General features: G+C 74.8%; 21 protein-coding genes. 9 read left to right on the plus strand and 12 right to left on the minus strand.

The window, feature by feature from the left end:
- Positions 1-23 precede the first annotated feature (23 nt).
- The 3 genes from ENKNEFLB_RS03200 (at position 24) to ENKNEFLB_RS03210 (ending at position 4,408) form a co-directional block, all read left to right on the plus strand.
- Entirely contained in the window at positions 24-1,412 is a 1,389-nt protein-coding gene (locus ENKNEFLB_RS03200) for a dipeptidase (RefSeq protein WP_214057872.1), read from the plus strand.
- Positions 1,413-1,497: 85 nt separating this feature from the next.
- Positions 1,498-3,888 carry a molybdopterin cofactor-binding domain-containing protein gene (locus ENKNEFLB_RS03205; RefSeq protein WP_214057873.1) on the plus strand — a complete coding sequence of 797 codons (2,391 nt, stop codon included), beginning with the start codon at positions 1,498-1,500 and terminating at the stop codon, positions 3,886-3,888.
- A 28-nt stretch (positions 3,889-3,916) separates the two neighbouring features.
- Positions 3,917-4,408 (plus strand): (2Fe-2S)-binding protein, encoded by a 492-nt coding sequence (locus ENKNEFLB_RS03210; protein WP_214057874.1) that lies wholly within the window; start codon positions 3,917-3,919, stop codon positions 4,406-4,408.
- Between the two features lie 60 nt (positions 4,409-4,468).
- On the opposite strand, the gene ENKNEFLB_RS03215 is transcribed toward ENKNEFLB_RS03210, so the two are convergent.
- Both ENKNEFLB_RS03215 and ENKNEFLB_RS03220 read right to left on the minus strand, forming a co-directional pair.
- Entirely contained in the window at positions 4,469-5,623 is a 1,155-nt protein-coding gene (locus ENKNEFLB_RS03215) for a sensor histidine kinase (RefSeq protein ID WP_338040963.1), read from the minus strand.
- A complete protein-coding gene (locus ENKNEFLB_RS03220; protein ID WP_214057876.1) occupies positions 5,548-6,429 on the minus strand; it encodes a hypothetical protein in 882 nt (293 codons plus the stop codon). Before ENKNEFLB_RS03220 ends, ENKNEFLB_RS03215 begins: the two co-directional genes overlap by 76 nt.
- A 177-nt stretch (positions 6,430-6,606) precedes the next feature.
- On the opposite strand from ENKNEFLB_RS03220, the gene purF reads away from it, so the two are divergent.
- The 3 genes from purF (at position 6,607) to ENKNEFLB_RS03235 (ending at position 9,673) form a co-directional block, all read left to right on the plus strand.
- Positions 6,607-8,154, plus strand: coding sequence for an amidophosphoribosyltransferase (gene purF / locus ENKNEFLB_RS03225; protein ID WP_214057877.1), 1,548 nt, complete (start codon positions 6,607-6,609; stop codon positions 8,152-8,154).
- Between the two features lie 28 nt (positions 8,155-8,182).
- A complete protein-coding gene (purM, locus tag ENKNEFLB_RS03230; protein WP_214057878.1) occupies positions 8,183-9,316 on the plus strand; it encodes a phosphoribosylformylglycinamidine cyclo-ligase in 1,134 nt (377 codons plus the stop codon).
- A gap of 183 nt (positions 9,317-9,499) precedes the next feature.
- Positions 9,500-9,673, plus strand: coding sequence for a DUF3073 domain-containing protein (locus ENKNEFLB_RS03235; RefSeq protein WP_214057879.1), 174 nt, complete (start codon positions 9,500-9,502; stop codon positions 9,671-9,673).
- A gap of 242 nt (positions 9,674-9,915) precedes the next feature.
- Here the strand turns inward: ENKNEFLB_RS03235 and ENKNEFLB_RS03240 are convergent, their stop codons facing one another.
- The 9 genes from ENKNEFLB_RS03240 to ENKNEFLB_RS03280 all read right to left on the minus strand — a co-directional run bounded on the left by ENKNEFLB_RS03240 (position 9,916) and on the right by ENKNEFLB_RS03280 (position 21,289).
- The gene (locus ENKNEFLB_RS03240; protein WP_246535814.1) at positions 9,916-11,028 is read right to left on the minus strand and encodes a Glu/Leu/Phe/Val family dehydrogenase; all 1,113 of its coding nucleotides are present in this window, start codon (positions 11,026-11,028) and stop codon (positions 9,916-9,918) included.
- A 136-nt stretch (positions 11,029-11,164) separates the two neighbouring features.
- Positions 11,165-12,109 carry a lipid kinase gene (locus tag ENKNEFLB_RS03245; protein ID WP_214059302.1) on the minus strand — a complete coding sequence of 315 codons (945 nt, stop codon included), beginning with the start codon at positions 12,107-12,109 and terminating at the stop codon, positions 11,165-11,167.
- Positions 12,110-12,152: 43 nt separating this feature from the next.
- Positions 12,153-13,067: a serine/threonine-protein kinase gene (locus ENKNEFLB_RS03250; protein ID WP_214057880.1), complete on the minus strand. Its 915-nt coding sequence runs from the start codon at positions 13,065-13,067 to the stop codon at positions 12,153-12,155.
- Positions 13,064-14,950, minus strand: a complete 1,887-nt coding sequence (locus ENKNEFLB_RS03255; protein WP_214057881.1) for an ABC transporter ATP-binding protein — start codon at positions 14,948-14,950, stop codon at positions 13,064-13,066. Before ENKNEFLB_RS03255 ends, ENKNEFLB_RS03250 begins: the two co-directional genes overlap by 4 nt.
- Before the next feature lie 83 nt (positions 14,951-15,033).
- Positions 15,034-16,458 carry a hypothetical protein gene (locus ENKNEFLB_RS03260; protein ID WP_246535816.1) on the minus strand — a complete coding sequence of 475 codons (1,425 nt, stop codon included), beginning with the start codon at positions 16,456-16,458 and terminating at the stop codon, positions 15,034-15,036.
- Entirely contained in the window at positions 16,455-17,669 is a 1,215-nt protein-coding gene (locus ENKNEFLB_RS03265; protein ID WP_214057882.1) for a TerC family protein, read from the minus strand. Before ENKNEFLB_RS03265 ends, ENKNEFLB_RS03260 begins: the two co-directional genes overlap by 4 nt.
- 199 nt (positions 17,670-17,868) lie before the next feature.
- On the minus strand, positions 17,869-20,037 hold the full coding sequence (locus ENKNEFLB_RS03270) for an SCO7613 C-terminal domain-containing membrane protein (protein ID WP_214057883.1): 2,169 nt from the start codon (positions 20,035-20,037) through the stop codon (positions 17,869-17,871).
- Positions 20,034-20,369, minus strand: coding sequence for a hypothetical protein (locus ENKNEFLB_RS03275; RefSeq protein ID WP_214057884.1), 336 nt, complete (start codon positions 20,367-20,369; stop codon positions 20,034-20,036). Before ENKNEFLB_RS03275 ends, ENKNEFLB_RS03270 begins: the two co-directional genes overlap by 4 nt.
- A gap of 170 nt (positions 20,370-20,539) precedes the next feature.
- The gene (locus ENKNEFLB_RS03280; protein WP_214057885.1) at positions 20,540-21,289 is read right to left on the minus strand and encodes a YqjF family protein; all 750 of its coding nucleotides are present in this window, start codon (positions 21,287-21,289) and stop codon (positions 20,540-20,542) included.
- Between the two features lie 211 nt (positions 21,290-21,500).
- On the opposite strand from ENKNEFLB_RS03280, the gene ENKNEFLB_RS03285 reads away from it, so the two are divergent.
- Entirely contained in the window at positions 21,501-22,271 is a 771-nt protein-coding gene (locus tag ENKNEFLB_RS03285) for a hypothetical protein (RefSeq protein ID WP_214057886.1), read from the plus strand.
- Between the two features lie 47 nt (positions 22,272-22,318).
- Here ENKNEFLB_RS03285 and ENKNEFLB_RS03290 read toward each other — a convergent pair whose 3' ends face one another.
- Complete coding sequence (locus ENKNEFLB_RS03290; RefSeq protein ID WP_246535817.1) at positions 22,319-23,641, minus strand: acetamidase/formamidase family protein; 1,323 nt, start codon at positions 23,639-23,641, stop codon at positions 22,319-22,321.
- 154 nt (positions 23,642-23,795) lie between these two features.
- Between ENKNEFLB_RS03290 and ENKNEFLB_RS03295 the strand changes: the two genes are divergently transcribed.
- Together ENKNEFLB_RS03295 and ENKNEFLB_RS03300 are read left to right on the plus strand one after the other, a co-directional pair.
- Positions 23,796-25,181, plus strand: a complete 1,386-nt coding sequence (locus ENKNEFLB_RS03295) for a C1 family peptidase (protein ID WP_214057888.1) — start codon at positions 23,796-23,798, stop codon at positions 25,179-25,181.
- 47 nt (positions 25,182-25,228) lie between these two features.
- Positions 25,229-26,035: an SDR family oxidoreductase gene (locus ENKNEFLB_RS03300; protein ID WP_214057889.1), complete on the plus strand. Its 807-nt coding sequence runs from the start codon at positions 25,229-25,231 to the stop codon at positions 26,033-26,035.
- Positions 26,036-26,082: the final 47 nt, after the last annotated feature.

A 26,082-nucleotide genomic window follows, 5' to 3' on the forward strand; every position in this document is an offset into this window, starting at 1 on the left:
CCGCGCTGGCTAGCGTGGGCGTCATGAGCACCGACAGCCCCGCCGACGACCAGACCAGCGACCTCCGAGCCCGCGTCCAGGACCTGCTGCCCGGGCTGCGCGCCGACCTCGAGGACCTGGTCCGGATCGAGTCGGTCAGCGCCGACCCCGCCCGCGCCGGGGAGGTGCGCCGCAGCGCCGAGGCCGTCGCGACGCTGCTGCGGGCCGAGGACTTCGACCGGGTCGACGTGGTCTCCGTGGACGACGGCGCCCCCGCGGTGATCGCGCACAAGGCCGGGCCGGCCGGCGCACCGACGGTGCTGCTCTACGCCCACCACGACGTCCAGCCCGAGAACGACCACGCCGACTGGGACAGCCCGCCGTTCGAGCCGACCGAGCGGGACTCGCCGACGGGTCGCCGCCTCTTCGCCCGCGGCGCGGCCGACGACAAGGCCGGGATCGTGGCCCACCTCGGCGCCGCCCGCGTCTTCGGCGCGGAGCTGCCGGTCAACCTCACGGTCTTCGTCGAGGGCGAGGAGGAGGTCGGCTCCGAGACGTTGCCGGCGCTGCTGGCCGAGCACCGCGAGCGGCTGGCCGCCGACGTGATCGTGATCGCGGACTCGGGCAACTGGGACGTCGGCGTCCCCGCCCTGACCACCAGCCTGCGCGGGCTGGTCCGGATGGACGTCACCGTGCGCACCCTCACCCACGCCGTGCACTCCGGCATGTGGGGCGGGCTGGTGCCGGACGCGCTGATGGCGCTGACCCGGCTGCTGGCGAGCCTGCACGACGACGAGGGCAACGTGGCGGTGGCCGGGCTGCATGCCGGCCCCGCCGCCGACGTCGACTACCCCGAGGAGCGGCTGCGGGCGGAGTCCGGCGCCACCGCCGACGTGCACTGGATCGGCTCCGGCAGCGCCGTCGAGCGGCTCTGGACCAAGCCGTCGCTGTCGATCACCGGCCTGGACGCCCCGAAGGTCGAGGGCGCCAGCAACACCCTCGTCCCGGCTGCGCGGGCCCGGATCAGCATGCGGATCGCGCCCGGCGACACCACCGCGTCGGCCGTGACGGCGCTGCGTTCCCACCTCGAGCAGCACGTGCCGTGGGGCGCCACGCTCGACGCGGTGGTCACCGACACCGGGGAGGCCACGCAGATCGACGCGAGCGGACCGGCGTACGACGCCGCGCGCGAGGCGTTCGCGGAGGCCTGGGACGGCACCCGTCCGGTGGACATGGGCGTGGGCGGGTCGATCCCGTTCATCGCGGAGTTCCTCGAGACCTTCCCCCAGGCCAGCGTCCTGGTGACCGGGGTCGAGGACCCCGACACCCGCGCCCACGGCGCCAACGAGGGCCTGCACCTGGCCGAGTTCGAGCGGGTGGTTCTGGCCGAGGCGCTGCTCCTGGCGCGTCTGGGGCGAGGCGCCGGCGGCTGATCTCACGGGGTGAGACGCTTTACAGATCGCGTGACCTTGTAACGGTCGTCACGTTAACTCCGGTTAACCGATCGGGAGGTCCCCCATGACCAGCACCACCGTCCAGCCCGCGGAGCACCCGGACGAGAGCGGACGCGGCCTCGGCCGCCGCCGCTTCCTCGGCTACGTGCTCGGCGGATCCACCCTCGTCACCGCCGCCGACCTGTCCCTCGGCCGTGCCGCGCACGCCGCCGGGATCAAGTCCGCGCCCCAGGTCTCGGAGATCTACGACCTGGAGGACCTGCAGACCGACGCAGCGCTCCCCACGGCGCAGCTGATCCAGATCGAGATCAACCGGGACGGCACCGCGTCCTTCGCCATCCCGCGGATGGAGGTCGGCCAGGGCATCGTCACCTCGACCGCGATGATCATCGCCGAGGAGCTCGACCTGCCCGTCGAGAAGGTCCGGGTCACCCTGGCCCCGGCGCGTCCGGAGCTGCTGCTCAACCAGCTCACCGGCGGGTCGAACACCACGTTCTCCACCTACACCCCGATCCGCGTCGCCGCGGCGCTCGCGCGCGGGGCCCTCATCGAGGCGGCGCTGCCGCTGCTCGAGGCCAACGCCGACCGGATCCAGGTGATCGCCGGCACGATCACCAACATCGACACCGGCGAGTCGATCGGCTTCGGCGACCTGAGCGAGGCCGCGGCCTGGCCGGTCGACCGGATCTCCGAGGTCGTGCTGAAGGAGGAGTCCGACTTCACCGTCATCGGGACCCCCCGCAACCGAACCGACGCGCGGGCGGCGGTGACCGGGGCCAAGGAGTTCTCCATGGACCTCGACATCCCCGGCGCCCTGCCCACGATGGTGTGCCGGCCCCCCACGCTGAACGGCACCCCGGAGCGCCTGCTGAACCGGCGCGAGGTGATGAGGATGGACGGCGTCACGCACGTCGCCAAGACCTCCCGCGGCATCGCGGTGCGCGCCCGCACGTTCGGTCAGTGCATCGACGCCATCCGGGCCATGAAGGTCTCCTGGAACGCCGGGTCGGTCGAGGGCGAGTCCGACGAGACCATCCTCGCCGAGCTGCGCGGGGCCGAGCTGCCGTTCACCCCGCTCACGCAGATCCCGGACCTCCCGCTGGGCAACCGGACGCTCGAGATCGACTGCGAGTTCATGTTCCGCTCCAGCGCGGCCCTCGAGCCGTACGCCGCCATCGCCAGCGTCACGGAGGACTCCGCCGAGATCTGGGGCGGGCTCAAGGTCCCGATCCTGGCCCAGCAGGACATCGCCCAGATGCTCGGGATGTCCCAGGAGCAGGTGACGGTCAACGTCATCACCGGCGGCGGCTCCTTCGGCCACAAGCTCTTCAGCGACCACGCGATCGAGGCCGCCGAGTGCTCGCGCGCCTTCGGCAACGTCCCGGTCCGCCTGATGTGGCACCGCGCAGACGAGCCGCGCCAGGGCCGGCTGCACCCGATGGTCACCTCGCGGGTCCGCGCCGCCACCGGCGGCGGGCTCCTGGGCGGGGGCCGCAAGGTCTACGGCTACGAGCAGCGCAACACCAGCGTGGTCACCGACTTCAGCCACGGCCTCGGCGAGATGATCACCTCGATCTCCGCCGACGACCTCCCGCTGAACCTCGGCGAGCTGACCTACTCGCAGTCGATCTTCCTGCTCACCCAGGAGCTCGGCTACGACTTCGGCGCGGTCACCCAGCTGCTGAACGAAGTCGACGACCGGTTCAACACCGGCAGCATGCGCAACATCTACTCCCCGGACACCCGCGTGGCCGCCGAGATGATGGTCGACGCGCTCGCCAAGGACGCCCGGATGGACCCGATGGAGTACCGCCTCGAGTTCCTGCGCAACGAGAACACCAAGCGGGCGCTGCGCAAGGTCTGCAAGGAGGGCAACTGGGGTCGCACGATGCCGCCCGGCACCGCCCAGGGCATCGCCATCCACCGGGAGTACAAGGGCACCACGGCGTGCCTGGTGGAGATCGACTGCCGTCCCGCCACCGTCAACCGCAAGATCCGCGAGGCCGTGACCGGCCCGCGGGTGACCAAGGGCGTGTTCGCCGTCGACGCCGGGCTCGTGATCAACCCGCGCGGGCTCGAGGCGCAGATGATGGGCGGGTTCGCGGACGGACTCGCGCTGACCCTGACCAGCAGCGTCCACCTCAAGGCCGGCCACTTCCTCGAGGCCAGCTGGGACAACTACTTCTACACGCGCCAGTGGAACATCGCGCCGGAGTTCGAGGTGCACGTGCTCGAGTCCGACCGGCCGGGACCCGGCGGCGCCGGCGAGGCCGGCGTGGCCGCGACCGCGGCGGCGACGGCGAACGCCTACGTCCGGGCGATGAGGATCGACCCGACCAAGCAGACCATGCGCTTCCCGGTCAACCACGACACGTCCCTGTCCGCCTTCACGCCCAAGTCGTTCGTGCCCCCGGTCCCGGTGTCGCCGACCAACGGCCTCAAGCTGACCCGCTGATCGCGCGAGAGAGACAAGGAACGAGACCATGCCCAAGCAGACCTTCATCCTCAACGGCAAGAGCGTCACCGTGAACGTGGCGGACGACGTCCGCGTCCTCTGGGTGCTGCGCGACATCCTCAAGGTGACCGGCCCGAAGTACGGGTGCGGCATCAACGTGTGCAAGGCGTGCACCTCGCACGTGAACGGCAAGGCCTTCAACCCGTGCTCGGTCAAGGTCGGTGACCTGAAGCGGACCGACGAGATCACCACCATCGAGGGCCTGGCCACCCTCGACGGCCGCAAGGACCTGCACCCGATGCAGCAGGCCTGGATCGACCGGGACGTCGCCCAGTGCGGCTACTGCCAGCCCGGCCAGATCATGGAGGCCGTCGCGCTGGCGCGCCGGGTCAGGCGGGAGCGGCGCTCGATCACCGAGGCCGACCTCGACGCGATCCGCAACGTGTGCCGCTGCGGCACCTACACCCGCATCCGCGAGGCCGTGGTGCAGGGTGCGCGGGCGATGGGCCCGAACGACTGAGGCTCGCTGTCTGAGGCCCGCCGTCCCAGGCCGGCCGTCGCAGGCCGACCCCGGCCCGGCTCAGGTCCCGCTGCCCGCCAGCGGTGCCCGGGCCGGGCCGTCGTCGTCCCGGTCGTCCCGGTCGTCGTCCTGCCCGTCCTCGGGCAGGTCGAGGTGCGCCCCGCGGACCTGGGCGACGAGGTCGGCCTCGAAGGCGGCCTCGGCGGCGGCCCGCTCGAACTCCTCCACGCTGGGCAGGACCACCCGGAACGTGCTCCCGACCCCGATCTCGGAGGTCACGGTGACCCGGCCGCGGTGCCGCTTGACGATCCGTCCGACGATCGCCAGGCCCAGCCCCGTGCCGCCCTGGCGGCGTACGGCGGGGTCGGCGGAGCGGAAGAACTCCCCGAACACCGCGCGCTGGTCCGCGGGCGAGATGCCCAGGCCCTGGTCGGTGCAGGTCAGGGCCACCTCGCGGGCGTCCTGGGTCAGCACGAGGCGCACCACGGTGCCCTCGCCCGAGTACTTCAGCGCGTTGCCGACGAGGTTCGAGACCACCGTGTCCAGGTCGCCGGTGAGCCCCCGGACCAGCACCGGGGAGTCCGGCAGCTCCACCTCGACGCGCTGACGGCGACGCCGGGCCGGCAGGTCGTGCAGCTCGCGCACGTCGCGCACCACCTCGCGCAGGTCGATCACCGCCGGCGCGAAGACCCGGCCGGGGTCGCCGACCTTCGAGAAGGTGAGCAGGTCCTCGATGATCCGTTCGAGCCGGCTGGTCCCACGCTCCATCGCCGCCAGCGAGCGGTCGGTGCCGTCGGGCATCGCGTCGCGCATCGAGCGCAGGATCTCCAGGTGGCCCGCGACCGCGCTGAGCGGGTTGCGCAGCTCGTGCGACACCGTGGCGATCAGGCCGCTCTTGTAGGCGTCGAGCTCGCGCAGCTCGGTGAGCAGCTCCCGCTCGCGCCGGTGCGCGCGGGCGTTGAGGATCGCGTGGCCCAGGTCGTGGCCGACGTCGAGCGCGGTCGAGCGCTCCACGTCGCTCCAGGTCGGGTCGCCGGGGCTGCGGGTCAGGGCCAGGCTGCCCAGGCAGGTGCGGCCGACCCCGATCGGCACGAACAGCAGGGAGCCGATCTGCTGCTGGCCCAGGTACTCCTGCAGCGTCAGGGCCTCGGTGTCGCCGAGCCAGTCCCCCGGGGGTGGCAGCGGTCGACCACGGAGACCTGCTGCGCCGACCAGGCCGTCCGGGCGGCGCGCTCGGCGATGTCGACGACCGGCTGCGGGATCGACGTCTCCTCCCCGTCGGCGCGGTAGACGGTGCCGACCCGGGCGACGCCCTGCTCGCCGAGGAGCTGGATGAACAGGCCGCGCGCCCGGAAGCCCTCCATCACCGCGGTGTGGCTGCGGGCCAGGATCGACGGGATCGTCTGGCGGCCCGCGCTGCGGCGCACGACGTCGCGGGCGGTGCGCGCCATCCGGGCCTGGGCGGAGAGGCGCTCGCGCTCGCGGGCGGCGACCAGGGAGCGGGCGGCCGTGGCGCAGCGCCGGTCGAGCTCGGCCAGGCGGTGCGCGTCGGGCCGCCGGCCGTCGAGGGGCAGGTCGAGCTGGACCACCCCGACCACCGCGCCGTCGTCGTCGTGGGCGAGCACGGCCAGCCAGTCGTGCGGGTGCCAGCTCCCCTCGTCGTCGGCGGGCTCCTCGTGGCTGGTCCACCAGACCCGGGAGAGGTCCTCGTCCGGCTCCAGCCGCCGCACCAGCGCGGCCGCCCCGACCCGGGTGCCGCCGGTCATCAGCTGCTCGAGGACCGCGAGGGGGAGCCGGGTGCCGAGCAGCTGGGCCCGGGCGGTCTCGTCGCCGGCGATCGCGACGGTCTCGCAGACCGCGGTGTCGTCCACCACCCCGATCGAGACCACCTGGAAGCCGGTGGCGTCGCGCAGCGCCTCGGCCAGCAGGAGCAGGGAGTCGCGGGTGGCCTCGTCGGACCAGGTCGACCGACCCGGCCTGGCGTAGCCGCCGACGTGGAGCTGGGGGGCCGTGCGGGTCATGGGGGAGGCCTCGGGGCAGGGAGGGGAGGGGGAGGGTCGACAGGGGCGTGGACGGCCGGGGGCACCCCTGATGACCAGCCCCATCGTACGGCCGCGCCCGGCGGGGCGCAGTCGGTCGGGGGATCGGGCCGAGCGGGCTGACGAGCGTCTCGCGCCCCGGTCTCCTAGACTCGGGTCGTGCCCTACCTCAGCGGTCCCGGCCAGCGGCCAGGCGACGGCCGGCTCACCACCGACCTCGACCCCCAGGACCGGGGGCCCCAGGACGCCTGCGGGGTCTTCGGGGTCTGGGCCCCGGGCGAGGACGTCGCCAAGCTGACCTACTTCGGGCTGTACGCGTTGCAGCACCGGGGCCAGGAGTCGGCCGGCATCGCGGTCAGCAACGGCCGCCAGATCCTGGTCTACAAGGACATGGGCCTGGTCTCGCAGGCCTTCGACGAGGCCACCCTGGACTCGCTGCAGGGCCACCTCGCGATCGGCCACTGCCGCTACTCGACCACCGGTGCGAGCACCTGGGAGAACGCCCAGCCCACGTTCCAGCCCACCGAGGCCGGGTCGATCGCGCTCGGCCACAACGGCAACCTGATCAACACCCACGAGCTCCAGGCGCTGGTCGCGGCCCTTCCGGGCACCGCCGGCGAGCTGGAGATCAACATCCGCCGCCAGGAGGGGATCACCAACGACACCGGCCTGGTCACCTCGCTGCTGGCCCACCACCCCGACACCACGCTCGAGCAGCGTGCCCTGGAGGTGCTGCCGCTGCTGCGCGGCGCCTTCTCGATGGTCTGGATGGACGAGGACGCGCTGTACGCCGCCCGCGACCCGCAGGGCATCCGCCCGCTGGTGCTCGGCCGCACCGACCGCGGCTGGGTCGTGGCCAGCGAGGACTCCGCCCTGGCCACCGTGGGCGCCAGCCGGATCCGCGAGGTCGAGCCCGGCGAGATGCTGGTCATCGACTCCGAGGGCCTCCGGTCGCACCGCTTCGCCGAGCCCGAGCCCAAGGGCTGCGTCTTCGAGTACGTCTACCTCGCGCGCCCCGACGCCCGGATCGCCGGTCGCAGCGTGCACGAGGCGCGGGTCGAGATGGGTCGCCGGCTGGCCCGTGAGTTCCCCGTCGAGGCCGACCTGGTGATGCCGGTGCCCGAGTCGGGCACCCCGGCGGCCTCCGGCTACGCCGAGGAGAGCGGGATCCCGTTCGGCCAGGGGTTCGTCAAGAACGCCTACGTCGGGCGGACCTTCATCCAGCCCAGCCAGACCCTGCGACAGCTGGGGATCCGGTTGAAGCTCAACGCGCTCGAGCACATGATCCGCGGCAAGCGGATCGTGGTGGTCGACGACTCGATCGTGCGCGGCAACACCCAGCGTGCCCAGGTGCGGATGCTGCGTGAGGCCGGGGCCCTGGAGGTGCACGTGCGGATCTCGAGCCCACCGGTGCGGTGGCCCTGCTTCTACGGCATCGACTTCGCGACCCGCGCCGAGCTGATCGCCAACGGGCTGTCCCCGGCGGAGATCGCCGCGAGCGTGGGCGCCGACTCGCTGGGCTACATCTCGCTCGACGCGATGGTCGAGTCCACCGGGCAGGCCTCCGAGAGCCTGTGCAAGGCCTGCTTCACCGGCGAGTACCCCGTGGAGCTGCCCGACGAGGCGCTGCTGGGCAAGCACCTGCTGGAGACCTCGCTCACCGCGCCGACCCACGGCAAGGCCCTGCCGGTCCTGAACAACCCCTGACCTCGCCCCCGAGCCCGGAGCCCGCCTGATGAGCCAGACCCACCCGACCGCGCCCGGTGTCCCCTCCGGCTCCTCGGCCGGCGCCGACACGGGCACCTCCGCCTACGCCGCCGCCGGGGTGAGCATCGAGGCAGCCGACGCGGCCGTCGACCTGATGCGCGCCTCCGTCGAGCGCGCGCGCCGGCCCGAGCTGATCGGCGGGATCGGCGGGTTCGCCGGGCTCTTCGACGCCTCGGCCCTGACCCGGTTCGAGCGCCCGGTGCTGGCCACCTCGACCGACGGCGTCGGCACCAAGGTGGCGATCGCCCAGGCGATGGACGTCCACGACACGATCGGCTTCGACCTGGTCGGCATGGTCGTCGACGACCTGGTCGTGTGCGGCGCCGAGCCGCTGTTCATGACCGACTACATCGCCACCGGGCGGGTCGTCCCGGAGCGGATCGCCGCCATCGTCAAGGGCATCGCCGACGCCTGCGTCGAGGCCGGCTGTGCGCTGGCCGGGGGCGAGACCGCCGAGCACCCCGGGCTGCTGGCCCCCGACGAGTACGACGTCGCCGGCGCGGCGACCGGGGTCGTCGAGGGCGACCGGCTCCTCGGCCCGGCCCGCGTACGCCCCGGGGACGCCGTCGTGGCGATGGCGTCCAGCGGGCTGCACTCCAACGGCTACTCCCTGGTGCGGCACGTGCTGCTCGGCGAGCAGGGCCTCGGCTGGTCCCTGGACCGGCACGTGCCCGAGCTCGGCCGCACCCTGGGCGAGGAGCTGCTGGAGCCCACGAAGGTCTACGCGAAGGCGTGCCTGGCCGCCGCGGCGACCAACGCCGTGCACGCGATGGCCCACGTCACCGGCGGCGGCCTCGCGGCCAACCTGGCCCGCTCGCTGCCCGAGGAGCTCACCGCCACCCTGGAGCGCGGCACCTGGACCCCCGGGCCGGTCTTCGACCTGGTCCGCACGGCCGGCGGCGTCGGCGTCGAGGACCTGGAGGCCACGCTGAACTGCGGGGTCGGGATGGTGGCCGTGGTGGCCCCCGAGGGCGTCGACGCGGTGCTCGGCGTGCTCGCCGAGCAGGGCGTGCGCTCGTGGGTCGCCGGCGAGGTGATGCCGGCCGCGGCGGACGCCGACCGCGGCGCCGTCCGCCTGGTGGGCCGCCATCCCGGCTGGTGAGACCCGGGGCCGCACCGGGGGCCGTACGGGCCGCCGGACGGCCGTCGCGCCGCGCCTCGCCTGCCCGGGCGTGCGGTTCCGACCGGTCATTGGGTAGCGTGTGACTCACGATCACCGATGGAGACAGCCCGGTGCCCCGATCTCAGCGTCGGGCCCGGCCGAGTGTGCGAGGGGGCTGACCCTATGGGGCGCGGCCGAGCGAAAGCCAAGCAGACGAAGGTCGCCCGCGACCTGAAGTACCAGACCCACGAGACGGACTTCGGGGCGCTGGCACGCGAGCTGCACGGTGGCGAGGACGACAGCGGCAAGGCCGAGGAGCCCGACGACTGGTCGTCGGACCACCGCAGCCGCGACTGACACCTCCCCGCGGTGGGGACCCGGGCCGACCCGTGTGGGTCGGCCCGGGTTCTCGTGCGCGCCGACCGCTGCGTCGGGCGGTCCGATCGCAGTGGAAGCGGGCGCGAGCGCAGCTGTCACGCTGTGTTACGTCGACTCGTGCGGCGCCGTGACGGCCCGCCAGGTGAGGTAACACAGCGTGACAGCACCGGCCGGCGCGCCGGGAGCGTCATCTCGGCGCGCCGCGAGCGTCACCTCGGCGGTCAGGGGGTCCAGATGCCGCGCAGGCGGCCGACCTCGTGGATGCGTCGCTCGGCGACCCGGTCGGCGGCGACCGCGGGCGGGACGCCGTCGGAGGCGGCGCGCGCGAGCACCGACCGCGTGGTCTCGAAGATCCGCGAGGCGCGGTGGTGGGCGCGGTCGAAGGAGAAGCCCTCGAGCTCGTCGGCGACCTGGACCAGTCCACCGGCGTTGACGCAATAGTCGGGCGCGTAGAGGATGCCGCGGTCCTCCAGCACCTTGCCGACGCCGGGGTGGGCGAGCTGGTTGTTGGCCGCCCCGCACACGATCCGCGCCGACAGCACCGCCGCGACCTCGTCGGTCAGCGCGTCGCCCAGGGCGCAGGGGGCGTAGACGTCGAGCCGGGAGGCCACCATCTCCTCGGTGGAGCCGACCACGGTGACCGCGGGGTGCTCCTCGCGGACCCGTTCCACCGTCGGCGCGTGCACGTCGGTCACCACCACCGAGGCGCCGTCCTCGAGCAGGTGGCGCACGAGGTGGCGCCCGACCTTGCCGACGCCGGCGACCCCGACCGTACGGCCGGCCAGCGTGGGCTCGCCCCAGACGGCCTCCGCCGCGGCGCGCATGCCCTGGAAGACGCCGAGGGCGGTGAGCACCGAGCTGTCGCCGGCGCCGCCGTGGGCGGTGGTGCGGCCGGTGACGAAGTCGCACTCGCGCGCGACGAGGTCCATGTCCTCGGAGAACGTGCCGACGTCGCAGGCGGTGCGGTAGCGGCCGCCGAGGGTCTGCACGAAGCGGCCGTAGGCCCGCAGCAGCGGCTCGGTCTTCTCCGTCCGGGGGTCACCGATGATGACGGCCTTGCCGCCACCGAGGTCGAGCCCGGCCAGCGCGGCCTTGTAGGTCATCCCGCGGGACAGGGCGAGCACGTCGCGCAGGGCGTCGGCGGTCGAGGCGTACGGGTGGAAGCGCGTGCCGCCGAGGCCGGGGCCGAGCGCCGTCGAGTGGATCGCCACGATCGCCCGCAGGCCGCTGGCGGGGTCCTGGCAGAAGACGACCTGCTCGTGGTCGTGCCCGTCGCCGAAGGGGTCGGGCAGGGAGCGGTCGGGCGCGGAGGGGGAGACGTCGGCTGCAGGCACGGGTGGTCCTTCGGGTGGTCGGGGCGCGCCCGGGGGTGGTGGGCGCCGGTCGGTCGGCCCGCGGGGTGGTGCGGGTCACCTCATCCTGGCAGACCGTCCGCCCCGTGACGGGTGTGCCGGGCGGGTCCCTCCGGACTCAGCGGAGCCTGCGCCCCACGGGCCGGTCGAGGCGGGCGGCGGTGCCCCCGCGGGGCACCACGACGTGCACCGCGTCGCGGTCCACGCCGAAGGTCAGCGGGGTGGTCGCGACCACCTCGCCGTCGAGGTTCACCGGCATCGGGGGGTCGGTGACCAGGCGTACGGCGGTGGTGGTCAGGTGGCGGACCCGCTCGTGCTCGACGAAGGTGCCGTCCTTGAGCAGCCGGGCGATGGACACGTGGTCGCGGGCCCGGCCGCGCTGGATCGCGTAGACGTCGAGGCGCTGGTCGTCGATCGACGCGGTGGGAGACACGGTGGTGCCGCCGCCGTGGTGCCGGCCGTTGCCCACCCCGACCTGCAGCAGGTCGTCCAGCTCGAGGGTGGGGTGGTCGCCGTCGGGGAACTCCAGCCGGGCGGCGAACGGCACGTGGGTGCGGTAGGCGCCCAGGGTCGCCACGGGGTACGCCAGCGGGCCGAGGCGCTTCTTCAGGCCCGGGCGCAGCCGCTCGGTGACGCCCACCGACAACCCGACCGAGGCCACGTTGAGGAAGGCGCGCCCGTCGGCGCGGCCGAGGTCGATGTCGACGACCTCGCCGGAGATCAGGGTGTCCACCGCGCCCGCCAGGTCGCGGGGGACGCCGAGGGTGCGGGCGGCGTCGTTGGCGGTGCCGAGCGGCAGCACCCCGAGCACGACGCCGGTGCCGGCGACCTTGTCGGCGGCCAGCGCGAGCGTGCCGTCGCCGCCCCCGACCACGAGCAGGTCCGGGGCGCCGGCCAGCGCCTCGTCGAGGGCCGCGGCCAGGCCCTGCCCGGTGCCGGCCGGGTGCAGCGACAGCCGGCCCCAGCGGCCCTGCGCGGCACGGATCAGGGTCTCGGCGTGGGCCGACCGGGCGGCGCCGGTGCGCGAGGCCTCGTTGACCACGAGGGCGGTGCGGGAGAGCAGGGGGAACGCATGGTCGTGACCTTAGGAGGGTCCGATGAGGCGTTCATGAGGGGAGGCTGGGAGGGGCATGAGAACCGGCCTGGGGCCCGGTCTGGGGCCCGGTCCGGGGCCCGGTCCGGGGCCCGGGCGGTCGGCCCGTCAGGGGCTCGAGGACCGCGCGGACGTCGGCCAACCGCGGCCGGGCGGCCGGGTCGTGGTCGACGCACGACAGCAGCAGCGCCGCCAGCGGTGAGGGCAGGTGCGCGGGCGGGGTGGGGGGACCGGGCGGACGCCGGTGCAGCAGCGGCCAGCGGCGGCGGGTGTCCCAGGTCGCCTCCTGGCCGAAGGGCTGCTCCCCGGTGAGGCACTCCAGCAGCACCACCCCGAGCGCCCAGACGTCGGTCGCGCTCGTCAGGGTGCCGCCGTGGGCCTGCTCGGGGGCGAGGTAGCCGGGGGTGCCGGCGCCCGGGCGTCCCTCGCCGGGTCGGCCGGCGAGGTTGAGGTCGATCAGCACCGCCCGGCCGTGGTCGACCACGACGTTGCCGGGCTTGACGTCGAGGTGCAGCCAGTCGTGGTGGTGCAGGAACCCGAGCACCGCGGTGAGCTGCAGGCCGAGCTCGGCGACGTCCGGCACGCCCAGCGCCCCGTCCTCGACGACGCGGCCCAGGGTCTGCCCGCGCAGCGTCTCGAGCACGACGGCGACGGGGTCGTCGAGCACCTCGTAGCCCCGCACGAGGTGCGGGTGGGCCAGGGTCGTGGCGATCACGCCCTCGCGGCGCAGCGCCTCGACCACCCGGTCCTGGGCCCGGCGGTCGGGGCGGACGAGCTTGATGACGCAGCGGGTGCCCCGCAGCTCGTCCCAGGCGTCCCAGGTGTCGAGCCGCTTGCCGTGCGCCATCCGCTCCAGCAGCCGGTAGCCGGGCACGGTCGGGGCGGGCACGACCGGGGGGACGACCGGCGCGGTCGGGCGGGCCCTCACGCCGGCACCGGAGCCGCGGGCGGGGACACCGGCGGGGGCACCGGCGGGGGCACCGGCGGGGTGGCGGGGTCGGCGGCGAGGTCGATCACCCGGTCGACGTACTCGAGCGCGACCGCGTCGTGGGTGAGCAGCAGCACGGCGTGGTCGCCGGGACCGCGCAGCACGGCCTCGAGCAGGCGTCGGCTGGTGGCCTCGTCGAGGCCGGTGGTGGGCTCGTCCAGCACCAGCAGGCGGCTCTCACGCAGCAGCGCCCGGGCCAGGGCGAGGCGCTGGCGCTGACCTCCGGAGAGGCTGCGTCCGCGCTGGCCGACCCGGGAGTCGTAGCCCTGCGGCATCCGGGCCACGAAGTCGTGCGCGTCGGCGGCGCGCGCGGCCGCCTCGACCTCGGCGCGGGTGGCGTCGGGACGCGAGAAGGCGATGTTGTCGTGGACGCTGGCGTCGAGCATCAGCTGCTCCTGGTGGACGACGGTGACCGCGGCGCGGACCGACGTCGCGGTGCGTTCGGCCAGGTCGTGGCCGTCGAGGAGCACCCGGCCGGCCTCGGGGTCGAGGGCCCGGGTCAGCAGCCGCGCGACCGTCGACTTGCCGGTGCCGCTGGGCCCGACCAGAGCCACCCGCTCGCCGGGGCGCACGACGAGGTCGAGGCCGTCCAGGACGGGGGACGCGGCGTCCGGGTAGGTGTAGGAGACCGAGCGCAGCTCGACGCCGCCGCGGGGGGTGCCGGTCACCGGGGCGGGCAGCGGGGTGGCGCCGGGACGGTCGCCGGCGGCCGGCTCGTCGAGGAGCTCCACGATGCGCTCGACGCCGGCGGTGGCCGAGAACAGCGCCGGGACGAGCTGGCTGAGCTCGCGGACCGGCTTGTAGCAGGTGATCAGCAGCGTGAGGAAGGCCAGCAGCCCGCCGAGGGTCAGCCGGTCCGTGGCCAGGGCCCAGACGCCGAGCCCGATCACCAGCAGCATCCCGGCCAGCTCGGCCAGGTCCACCAGCGGCAGGAACACCGCCCGGACCCGGCTGCCGGCCAGCTCGGCGGAGGCGATCGCCTCGTTCTGGCGCTGGTACGACGCCACGGCGTCGGCCTCCCGGCCGTACCCCTGCACCAGGGAGGCGTTGGCCAGGCTCTCCTCGGTGACGCTGCTCAGCGACCCGCCGCGGCGGCGGCGCTCGCGGGAGACGTCCTTGGTGAGCCGGGCGAAGCGGGTCGAGACCCACCAGAAGACGGGCACCACGACCAGCGAGGCCAGGGCCAGCTGCCACTGGAGGTAGAACAGCGCGCCGAGGGAGAACACCAGCTGCAGCACCGCGCCGATGCCGACGGTGAGCTGGCCGACCATGAAGCTCTCCACGGCGGAGACGTCCGAGGTGAGCCGGGTCAGCACGTCGCCCATCCGGCGGCGGTCGTGGGTCAGCGACGGCTGCGAGAGCACGTGGGCGAAGGAGTCGCGGCGCAGGCCGACCAGGAACTTCTGGGAGATCCAGGTGCCGAGGTAGTCGTCGGCGCCCGAGACCACGCCGGAGAGCAGGTTGAGGCCCAGGAACACCAGGGCCAGCCAGAGCAGCGGGCCGGGATCGGCCGGCACGAGCACCTGGTCCACGAGCTGCTGGAAGAGCAGCGTCTCGGCGACGGTGATCGCCGGGGCGGCCGCGAGCAGGACCAGCCCGAGGACCAGCCACCCGCGCAGCGGACGCAGCCGCGGCCAGAACCGGCGTACGACGTCGGCGATCGTCATCCCGCGGGCCTGGGCCACCATCGGGTCGTCGTCGGCGCCGGGGCGCAGCGACGCCGCGGCGCGCGCCAGCAGGCCGGCCCGCGGCGTGGCAGGATCCGGGAGCGGCCGGGCGGGTGGCTCCTGAGGTGAGCCACCCGTCCGGTCGTCTGTCGTCACACCGAGGATCCTGGCGCCCGGCGGTGAGCCGCCGGTGAGAGCCGGATGAGGGTCCTCTCATCCGGGCGGGGCCGGCGCACGGGTCAGCCCTCGGCGGGGCGCTGGAGGACGAGGTCGCCGTGGGTGCCGTAGCCCAGCAGCGGGCCACCGGCCGGGGTGGAGTCGAAGCCGATCATCAGCGGGCCCGCCGCGGTGCGGGCGAGCGTGGGCCAGGGCAGGTTGGTCGGGTACGCCGCGTCCAGCCGGCCCACCTCGCGCAGGTCCAGGTCGAGCACCGGGTAGGTCGCCGCGGCGCCCTCGGCGTCCTTCCTGCCGTCGCGCCCGTGGCTGGCCAGCACCCGCCAGCCGTCGGTGGTGCGCAGCAGGGACGGGCCCTCGCAGGCCGTCCGCGCGGTGGCGGCGGCGCGCAGCGTCCAGCCGGCCGGGTCGGTGGGGTCGGGGCCGGCGGCCAGGGCGGGGTGGAAGACGAAGAACAGGGTCGCCTGGACGAAGGCGAGCAGCCAGGTGCCGTCGTCGTCGCGGACCAGGTGCGGGTCCCAGGTGCCGACCGGGGCGGGCCCGTCGGTGCCGTCGGTGTCGTCGGTGTCGTCGGTGCCGTCGGGGCCGGGGCCGGTCGGGGCGGGCAGCGGGACCGTGTCGAGCACGTGGCTGCCGTGCAGCAGGTCCGTGCCGGCGGGCACGACCGCGAGCGTCATCGAGACGTGCGGGTTGCGGTCGACGTCGAAGTCGCCCCAGGTGCTGGTGGCCACCAGCCAGCGGTCCCCGTCGCGGACGACGTGGGTGGCGTGGTCGCCGAGGACCCCGGCCCGGTCGGTGCGGTGGAAGAACAGGTCGCCGCGGTGGGCCAGGGCCAGGGTGGTCGGGTCGAGCGACCACAGCGAGGTGTGGCCCGTGCCGAAGCCGCCCGGCCCGGCCGAGGTCGCGCTGAGCAGCAGCAGGCCGTCACCGCCGTCGTAGGCGGTGCCGTCGGCGTGGGTGACCAGGTGCGGGTCTCGGAGGCCGAGCTGGCCGAAGGTGCCGGCCCGGTCGGCGCCCGGCTCGGCCCGCAGGCCGGCGAGCCAGTCCGCGTCGAACGGGTCGGGCGTGGTCGCGGGCTCGCGGCTGCGCAGCTCGGCGAGGTCCAGCACGGCCCGGGCGCGCCAGGTGCCGGCCTCCCGGGTCCAGGCGGTCGCCAGGGAGCCGGTCAGCGTCACCGCGAGCGCCTCGGCCCGGGGCGAGCGGGCGTGGCGCCGGCTCTCGTGGCGCGAGGTGGTCCCGTCGTGCTCGAGCTCGAGCCAGGTCCGACCGGCGGCGCGTCGCGCGCGCAGGGCGGTGGGGGCGCCCCCGGCCGGACCGGCCGCGAGCCCGACCACCGCGTCCGCGTCGGGGGAGGCGAGGTCGAGCTCGGCGGCGGCGTACGGGGCGGCGACGACGGCGGTGCCCGGCTGGGCCAGGGCGACCGGGCGTCGTCGGGCGACCGGGGTCAGCGGCGGGAGCGCACCGAGGTCCCAGGCGTCGGGGTGGGTCACGGTGCCGGGTTGTCCACCTTCGCGCCGGTGGCCTCCTCGTGCTGCTGGCGCGCCTTCTCGATCTTCTCCATCAGCTCGGTCTCGTCACGCATCATCCGCTTGGACTCGGGGCCGAGCGACCTGACCTGCTCGGCCTCCTCGACCAGCTTGCAGTAGACGCGCTCGCGCTCGCCCTCGTCGGCGGTGTAGTCGAGGTCGAGGTAGGCGTTGACGTGACGGCGGGCGTTGCCGATCGCGACCTTGGCGCGGCCCTTCTTGCTGACCAGGGACGCGACGACGGTGATCGTGAGCAGCCCGAGGATGACGCCCAGCGAGACGGCGGTGCTGATCTCGGTGACCTCGATCGGCTCGCCGCCGTTGATGAACGGCAGGTTGTTCTCGTGCAGCGCGTGCAGGATCAGCTTCACGCCGATGAAGGCGAGGATCGCGGCGAGGCCGTACGACAGGTAGATCAGGCGCTCCAGCAGGCCCTCGATCAGGAAGAACAGCTGGCGCAGGCCGAGCAGCGAGAACGCGGTGGCGGTGAACACGATGAAGGTGTTCTGGGTGAGCCCGAAGATCGCCGGGATCGAGTCCAGCGCGAACAGGATGTCGGTACCGCCGATGGCCACCATCACCAGCAGCATCGGGGTCAGGACCCGCTTGCCGTCGATCTCGGTGAACAGCTTGTCGCCGTCGTACTCCGGCGAGGTGTGCACGAGCTTGCGCGCCACCTTGACCATGAAGTTCTCGTTGTCGTGCGGGTCGTCGTCGCTGACCTCACCCTTGAGCATGTTGCCGGCGGTGAGGATCAGGATCAGGCCGAAGAGGTAGAAGACCCAGGCGAACTGGTTGATCAGCGCGGCGCCCAGGAAGATGAACCCGGTCCGCGCGATCAGCGCGAAGACGATGCCGAACAGCAGCACCTTCTGCTGGTCCTCGCGGGGCACCTTGAAGCTGGTCATGATGATCAGGAAGACGAAGAGGTTGTCGACCGACAGCGCCTTCTCGGTGATGTAGCCGGCGAAGTACTCCCCGCCCATCGTGCCGCCGCCGAACCACAGCACGACGAGGCCGAAGACGACGGCGATGCCGACGTAGACCGCCGACCAGACCGCGGCCTCCTTCAGCGAGGGCACGTGCGCCTTGCGGGTGTGGAACACGAAGTCGTAGACGAGCATCGCGAGGATGAGCGCGATGGTCGCGGCCCAGACCCAGGTAGGCACGGTCATGGTGGAACTCCTCGTCGGTGGCGGGCTCGTCGGCTGCGGGCCCGTCGGGGGCAGGTCGACGCAGGACGCACGCCGTCAGGTCAGGGTAGGGCAGCCGCGTGAGAGGGCATCTCACCCAGGGCGACGCCGCGGACCCGCCGAGATGACGCTCGCGGACAGCCGAGATGACGCTCGCGGCGCGTCCAGGTGACGGTTGCGGTCAGCGCAGGCGCACCAGGTAGCGGGCCGCCCGGCGGGCGTCGGCCGAGCGGTCCTCCCAGGTGACGCCGACGGCGGTGAGCACCGCACCCGCGGCGGCGAGCAGCAGCCACTGCGGGACGACCGCGGCGTACGGCACCAGCTCGGCGGCGACCAGGACGGCGCCCGCCGCACCCCCGACGACCACGGGGGCGCTCCAGCGCAGCCGGGCGCCGGCCAGGAGCAGCACCAGGCAGCCGAGCCCGAGGGCGGCGGCGCGGGGCGAGACGGGGTCCTCGGCCAGCACCACCAGCAGCGAGGGCAGCGTGGCGAGGACCAGCCCGGGCAGCAGCGTCGTACGGGTGGGGGCGTCCGCGTCGCGGCGGAGCCGGACCACGCCGACCGCGACCAGGACGAGCGCCGTCGGGAGGGTGTACGCCTCCGGGGCGCTGACGCCGAGGTCGGCCAGACGTACCCACGTGGCGGCGGCCAGCAGCAGCCCGCCCGGCCACGCCAGCAGCCGGCGGGAGGGGTGCATCGCCGCGCTCGCGGCGAGCAGCGCGCCGGCGAGGGTCAGGTGCAGCGCCAGCGACACCGACGCGGACCCGGTGACCGAGGTGGCGGGCGACGCCGCGACGGCCGCGAGCGCGGTGAGGGTCGCGGGCAGCGCGGCCGCGGTCGCCCCGAGCTCGACGGCGAGGCGGGGGCGGAGCACCGCCAGGGCACCGACGACCAACAGCACGGGGAGCGCCCGGTCGGCGACGGCGAGCCCCGTCACGTCGGCGACCGACCAGGCCAGGCCACCGAGGGCGAGGGGGAGCGCGGCGTCCGCGGCGGTCCGGGTCCGGGTGCCCGCGTCGCCGTCGAGCGCGACCTGGCCCGCGACGACGGCGACCGGGAGGAGGACGAGCGCGGTCAGGGCGGCGCTGGGCAGGGCGGCCGCCAGGGAGGTCCCGGCGGCTCCGGCGGCGGCGAGCAAGAGCGGCGTGCGGTGGCGTCCCTCCAGTGCGGCCGGCGCGACCAGGGCGGCCGTCGCGGCGAGCAGGCCGGGCACGGCGGCGACCGCGACGACCAGGGCGAGCGGCACCGGGACGGCGGCCAGCGCGACGGCCGAGGCGGGGACGGCGAGGGCGACGGCGGCCAGGAACCCGGTCCGGCGGTGCCGGGCGGGGAGGTGGACCGCGCCGGCGACCGCGACCAGGCAGGTGGTCGGCACCAGCAGGGCCGGTGCGGCGGCGGTGACGGTCGAACCCAGCACCGCGTCGAGCGGTACGCCGCCGGGGGACCCGACCCGCTCGGCCAGCCGGGCCACGTTGTCGACGGCCGCGGCGACGAGGTCCAGGGCGACGAGCGCGGCGGGGAGGGCGAGGACGAGCTGGGGCGCCGCGATCGCGGCGGTGCGGTCACGGAGGCCGGTGCGGCCGGCAGCGGCGACGACGACGGTCCACGCCGCCAGCCCGACGAGGCACCCGACCAGCAACGTCCCGGCGCCCTCGTCGGCCAGCGGGACCACGGCGAGCAGCGTCAGCAGCAGCGTGGAGACCGCCACGGCGGCCGGCCCGGCGACCCGCGACCGGCGTACGGCGGGGTGGGCCAGCGGCAGCAGGGCGAGCAGCCCGGCCGAGAGGAGGCCCGCGCCCGCGCCGTCGAGGACCAGGCCGCGCACGGAGGGGGCCGCGGCTGCGTCCGCGAGGCCGACGGTGGTCAGCCCGAGCCACCACGCGGTGGCGACGACCGCGGCCGCGTCGGCGGCCGTACGCAGGTCGAGCCGGTGGGCGAGCGCGGCGAGGAGCGAGGCGGCGAGGACGGTTGCGGCCGCGGTGCTGGTCAGGTGACCGGTGGCGACGACGGTGCCGCCGGCGAGGAGGAGCAGCCCGAGCGCGCCGCCGACCTGGGCGGCGACGGGGGCGGCGACGCGCTGCCGCGTCGCGGCCACCAGGGCGACGGAGGCGAGACCGACCGCCGTGCCGACCACGGCGGTGGTGCCGCCCCCGCCGAGCGGACCCAGCCAGCCCGACGACCGCACGCCGAGCACGTCGAGCGCGACCAGGCCGAGCGCGACGGTGGTGAGCGCCTCGGCGGCGACGGGCAGCGGTCGGTGCGCCAGGACCACCGCCGCGGTGGCGGCCCCGCCGGTGAGCAGGAGCAGCACCGCCGTACGCCCCTCGACCCCGAGCCACGACCACGTCACGGCCAGGAACGCGACCGCGGCGACGAGCAGGCAGGCCGCGCCGAGCCCGAGCAGGACCCGGGGACCGACGAGCCGCGCAGGCCGGACGCCGGTGCGGGGGCGGGCGCGGCCGGCGGCACCGGGACGCCTGCCGCGGGCACCGGCACCGCCGCGGGGGCCGGCGCGGAGGCCCGCAGCGCGGCCAGCAGCTCGTCGGCGCGGGTCAGCGTCGCGAGCAGCGTCGCGGCGGTCGGGCCCCGCAGCGGCAGCGCGCAGGTCGGGCACTGCGCCGGCGCGGCAGGCAGCACGGTGCGGCAGTCGGGGCAGGAGCCGGGGTCGGCGTAGCGGGGCATGGGTCCAGTACGCCGCACCGCGCACCCGTGCCCCAGGGTCCTCCTACTCGACCTGCTGAGCAGGACTACTCAGTCCGCCGGGCACCCCGCCGAGATGACGCTCCCGGACAGCCGAGATGACGCTCGCGGCGCCTCGAGATGACGGTCGCGGACACCTCGGCCGCGGTTGGTCACCGGCGGGGCAGGCCGAAGACGGTGTGCACGCCCGGGCTGAAGGCGACGTGGTCGGGGGCCCGGTCGAGCAGCTCGCCGAAGCCCACCGAGGCCAGCAGCCCGTCGGCGAGGTCGACCACCTCGGCGTCGTGCAGCGGCCACTGCTCGTGCGCGTTCGGCACGACCAGGGCCCGGCCGAGCACGGCCGTGTGCAGCCGCCACCGGGCGGAGACGAACTCGTCGAGCGCGTCCGCGGCCCGCGGTGCCCCGACCCGTACCGAGACCCGGCTGCGCCCCGAGGTCCCCGGCCAGCGGAGCCGCGCGGTGTAGGTGTGCACGTCGCCCTGCGGGCCCGGGCCGCCGCCCGGCGCCCGGTGGTGACGCATCCGCGCCCAGCGGTACGGCACGTTGAACGCCGCCCGCGCGCCCAGCACCACCAGCAGCCGGTCGGCATCGAGGCTGACGAAGACCACGCCCCGCCGGCCTCGTTCGTCGACGGAGTAGAGGCGCACGTTGGTCTCGAGGAACGTCCCGGCCCACGGCACGCTGACGCGGCCGCCGGGCCCGGCGTCGACCATCCGGAACGGCACGAGACCGACGTACGTCACGCCCTCGTGCACGTCGGGGCGTACGCCCGGCGGCATCAGGTGCGCCACCCGCTCCGGCGGCACCGCCCAGTGCAGGTACGTCAGGTCGCGCCAGTCCTGGTTCATCAGCGTCGGCCCGGCCAGCGGCGGGGCGAGCGGGTCGACGGGCTCGGGGCGCATGGTGCGAGTGTGCCCCCGACGCCCGCGCGACCGGCGCGGTGAGCCGCCCCGAGGCGCCGAGAGCGTCATCTCGACGCGCCGCGAGCGTCATCTCGGCTGTCCGCGAGGGTCACCTCGGCGGTGGGGCTACCGTCGCCGTCCGAACCACACGCACCCGAACCACCAGCCCGGACCACCCACCCCCATCACCCGCACACCCCGAGGAGCAGCCGTGGCCCCGTCCCGCCCCCGCGCCGTCCGCGCGGTCCCCGGCGCCCTGTCCCGGGGGCGCGAGCGCGTCACCGGCGTCTGGTCGCACCGGTTCCCGACCGTCGCCGTGACCGGGATGACCGGCGTCGGCAAGTCCGAGCTGGTCGACCACCTGGTCGGGCGCCCGCAGCCCGGCGGCACCCCCGAGGCCGGCTCGGCCGTGCTCGAGAGGCGGGTGCGCCGCGGCGGGCGGCTGAAGGGGTTCCGGTTCCGGGTCGTGCCCGGCGAGAACGCCGCCACCCGGCTCGGTGCCCTCGACGAGGTCTTCCACGACGACCCGGTCGACGGCGTCCTGCACCTCGTCGCGCACGGCCACGCCACCGGCCGCCGCCCCGCGGGCACCACCGGCCCGGCCCCGGTCACCCGCGAGCAGCAGCTGGCCGCCGAGCTCGAGGACTGGACCGTCACCGCGCACCGGATCGCCGCGATGTCCGTACGCCGGGAGCGCCCCACCTGGCTGGTCGTCGTGGTGACCAAGGCCGACCTCTTCGCCGACGACCTCGACGACGTGGTCCGCTCCTACTCCCCGGGCAGCGGCACCCCGTTCGGGGACCGCCTCGACGAGCTCCGCGCGCTGGCGGGCGCGGCCAAGCTGTCGATCGACGTGCTGCCGGCCTGCAGCCACCTCGAGGACCACGCGAAGGGCGTCGACCCCGCGGTCACCCCGAAGCAGCGCGACGCCTACCTCGAGGCGCTGCGGGCGCGGATGGCCCAGCTCGCCGGCCACGTCTGACGCGCGTCTGACGCACGTCCGACGCAGCCGGCGGGCCGGACGCCCCCTTAGAGGTCGCTCTTGCGGATCAGCGCGTGGATCCCGGTCGTCCGGTTCACCACCTGCGAGCACTGGAAGTCGGCAGCGGCGGAGAGGTAGGCGTACGCGACCGGGCCGGCGAGGCCCACGTCCTCGGTGAGGAACGCCATCGCCTGACGCACCGCCGCCTTCATCGCCACGTCCAGGCTGGTCTCGTTGCCGCCGTTCTCGGGGCCGTCGGGGTCGGACAGCCCGATCGGCACCCAGTGCCGCTGCGTCTCGGCGAACGGCCCGTCGAAGGCGGGCGAGGGCGCGCCACGGGTGCCCTTCTCGACCACGCTCAACCGGAAGGTCGGTCGCAGGGAGCCCTCCATCGCGGTGAGCGCGACCTCGCCGTCGCCCTGCGCCATGTGCGGGTCGCCGCTGAAGAACATCGCCCCGGCGACCTGCACGGGCAGGTAGAGCGTCGAGCCGACCTGCAGGTCGTTGATGTCGATGTTGCCGCCGGCGTCGGTCGGCGGCACCGAGTCGACCAGGGCCGAGGTGTCGCGGGCGACGCCCATCATCCCCATGAACGGCGCCAGCGGGAACCCGACCGGCACCGGCCCGGGCAGCCGCGCACGCTCCCCGTCGACGCGGGTGAAGACGCTGATGTTGCCGCCCTGGTTGAAGTACGGCTCGGCACCGGGGTCGCCGACGAACTGCTCGGGGTACTCCCCGGGCAGCGCGCCCTTGCCGTGCCGGTTGGAGATGACGCCGTACGGCACCCGCAGCTGCAGCCGCAGCACCTCGATCTTCAGCACGTCACCGGGACGGGCGCCCCGCACCGCGACCGGGCCGGTGACCACGTGCGGCCCGGGGCCGTCGTGCGGCGTCCTGGCGGCGACCTCGATCGCGTCGTCGAGCACCTGGCGGCGCGGCACCCCCTGGTCGGCGAAGTACGCCCGCGGGTCCTGGCCCTGGTCCTCCAGCAGACCCTCGTGGCTGATCGTGTCGAGGGTGACGACCGAGCCGCTGCGGACGCGCGCGATCGGCGTGCTGTCGCGGTTCGGCAGCCGTCCCCACAGCACCTCGTCGGCCTTCGCGGGGACGTAGCGGCCGGGGGTCCGGCCGGTGCCCGGCTGCAGGATGCCGGCCCTGCCCTTGCCGGGGCCCTTCCCGGGGCCCTTCCCGGGGCCCTTACCGGGCTTGCCGGGAGCGGCCGAGGCGGCGCCGGCGCCCCCGGCCAGGGCACCGCCGGCGAGCGCGCCGCCGGCGGAGGCGCGCAGCAGGGCGCGGCGCCCGAGCAGGGAGCCGAGGGAGCGGGCGAGCTCGTCGTGGTCGGCGGCGTGGAGGTGGTGGACGGACGGCACGGGGTCTCCTGGGGGTCGGTACGAGCGTGGTGGGTCGTGCGGTGGTCCAGACCACCAGCGTCGTGTTGCCGACGTGTTCCGTCCCCGCGTCGGCGCGGTTGCCGCTCGACGGGGCCCCTCCGACGACGGTGCCGCGCGGCGTACTGTGCGACGCATGGAGCGTGAGATCACCCCGGACCTGGTGGAGCGGCTGACCATGGAGCTCGACGCCGACCCGCGGCACCGGCTGCTGCAGAACGCCGTCACCCGCAACCAGGTCGACCAGGTCGCCCTGGACCACCAGCTGGCCCGGTCGATCGACCGGACGATGAGCCACCAGCTCGACGACTGGGCGGCGACCAACCAGAAGCAGACGGGCCGCTGCTGGATGTTCGCCGGGCTCAACCTGCTGCGCGTCGGTGCGGCCCGGCGGCTGGGGGTGAAGGAGCTCGAGCTCAGCCAGAGCTACCCGCTGTTCTGGGACAAGCTGGAGAAGGCCAACCACTGGCTGGAGTCGGTGCTGGCCACCGCCGACCGCGACGTCGACGACCGCACCGTGGCGCACCTGCTGTCGGCGCCGACCGAGGACGGCGGGCAGTGGAACATGTTCCTGGCGCTGGTCGCCAAGCACGGCCTCGTGCCGCAGTCGGCCATGCCGGAGACCGTCTCGTCGTCCTCCACCCGCCAGCTCAACCGCGACCTCGCCACCGTCCTGCGCCAGGCCGCCCGCGACCTGCGCGGCGCCGCCGCGGACGGGGCCGACGCCGCCGCCCTGGCCCAGGCCAAGGCCGACGTGCTCGAGGTCGTCCACCGGATGCTGTGCCTGCACCTCGGCACGCCGCCCACCAGCTTCACCTGGCAGTGGCGCGACAGCGACAAGACCTTCCACCGCGACGGCGAGCTGACCCCGCAGGAGTTCGCCCGGCGCTACGTCACCGTGCCGCTGGAGGAGTACGTCTGCCTCGTCCACGACCCGCGCGCGAGCAGCCCGTACGGCCGCACCTTCACCGTCGAGCACCTCGGCAACGTCGTCGGCGCCCCGCCGGTGGTCTACCTCAACGTCGAGATGGACGTGCTGAAGCGGCTGGCGATGGAGGCGATCGTCGGACGTGACGGCGGTGAGGGGGACCAGGCCGAGCCGGGCGAGCCGGTGTGGTTCGGCTGCGACGTCGAGCCGATGCGCGAGGCGGAGAACGGCTACTGGGACGCCGCGCTCTTCGACTACGACGCGCTCTACGGGTCCACCACGACGATGACCAAGGCCGACCGGCTGCACCACCACGCCACCGCGATGACGCACGCGATGCTGCTGACCGGGGTGGACGTGGTCGACGGACCCGACGGGCCCACGGCCCGCCGGTGGCGGGTGGAGAACTCGTGGGGCACCGACAAGGCCGACAAGGGCTTCTGGACCATGAACGACTCGTGGTTCGGCGAGTACGTCTTCGAGATCGCGGTCCGCCGCGACGCGCTGCCGGCCGACCTGCGCGCGGCCCTCGACCAGGAGCCGCTGGTGCTCCCGGCGTGGGACCCGATGGGGGCCCTCGCCCGCCAGGGGTAACGGTGGACATCTGTGCACCGACGGGTCGGGTCTGGTAGGACCTCCCCATGAGCCAACCCACCGTCCTGGTCACCGGGGCCGCCGCCGGCATCGGCCGCGCCGTCGCCCTCACCTTCGCCCGGCAGGGCTGGACGGTCGGGGCGTACGACGTCGACGAGGCCGGACTGGCCACGCTGGCGACCGAGGTCGAGGGGCTGGGCGGCACCGTGCGTACGGGCCGGCTCGACGTCACCGACGCGGCCGCCTTCGCCGGGGCCGTCGACTCCCTCGTCGGGGCCACCGGGCGCCTCGACGTGCTGGTGAACAACGCCGGGGTGCTGGTCGGCGGCTGGTTCGCCGACCAGGACGTCGAGCGGCACCGCCGCGAGGTCGACATCAACGTCGGCGGCGTGCTGAACGGCTGTCACGCCGGCTTCGAGCACCTGCGGACGACCGCGGCCGCCCACGGCCGGGCGACCGTGGTCAACATGGCCTCGGCCTCCGCGATCTACGGCCAGCCCGAGCTCGCCAACTACAGCGCCACCAAGTTCTACGTCCGCGGGCTGACCGAGGCCCTCGACCTGGAGTGGGGTCGGCACGGGGTGCGCGTCGTGGCGATGTGGCCGCTGTTCGTGCAGACCGCGATGACCACGACGCTGAAGACCGGGACGACCTCGTCGCTGGGGATCCGGCTCGGCCCCCAGGAGGTCGCCGACGCCGTGTGGGCCGCGGTCCACCCCAGCCGCCCGCGCGCGGCCATCCACCAGGTGCACTTCCCGGTCGGGCTGCAGACCCGGGCACTCTCCCTCGGCTCGCGGTTCTCGCCGGGCTGGTTGACCCGGGTGGTCAACCAGCGTCTCGGCGGCGGTCACTGACCCGCCGGCGACCATTGCCACGGTCGGCGGCGCGCCCTACTCTGCGG

Source organism: Nocardioides aquaticus (genome assembly GCF_018459925.1).
GTDB lineage: Bacteria > Actinomycetota > Actinomycetes > Propionibacteriales > Nocardioidaceae > Nocardioides > Nocardioides aquaticus.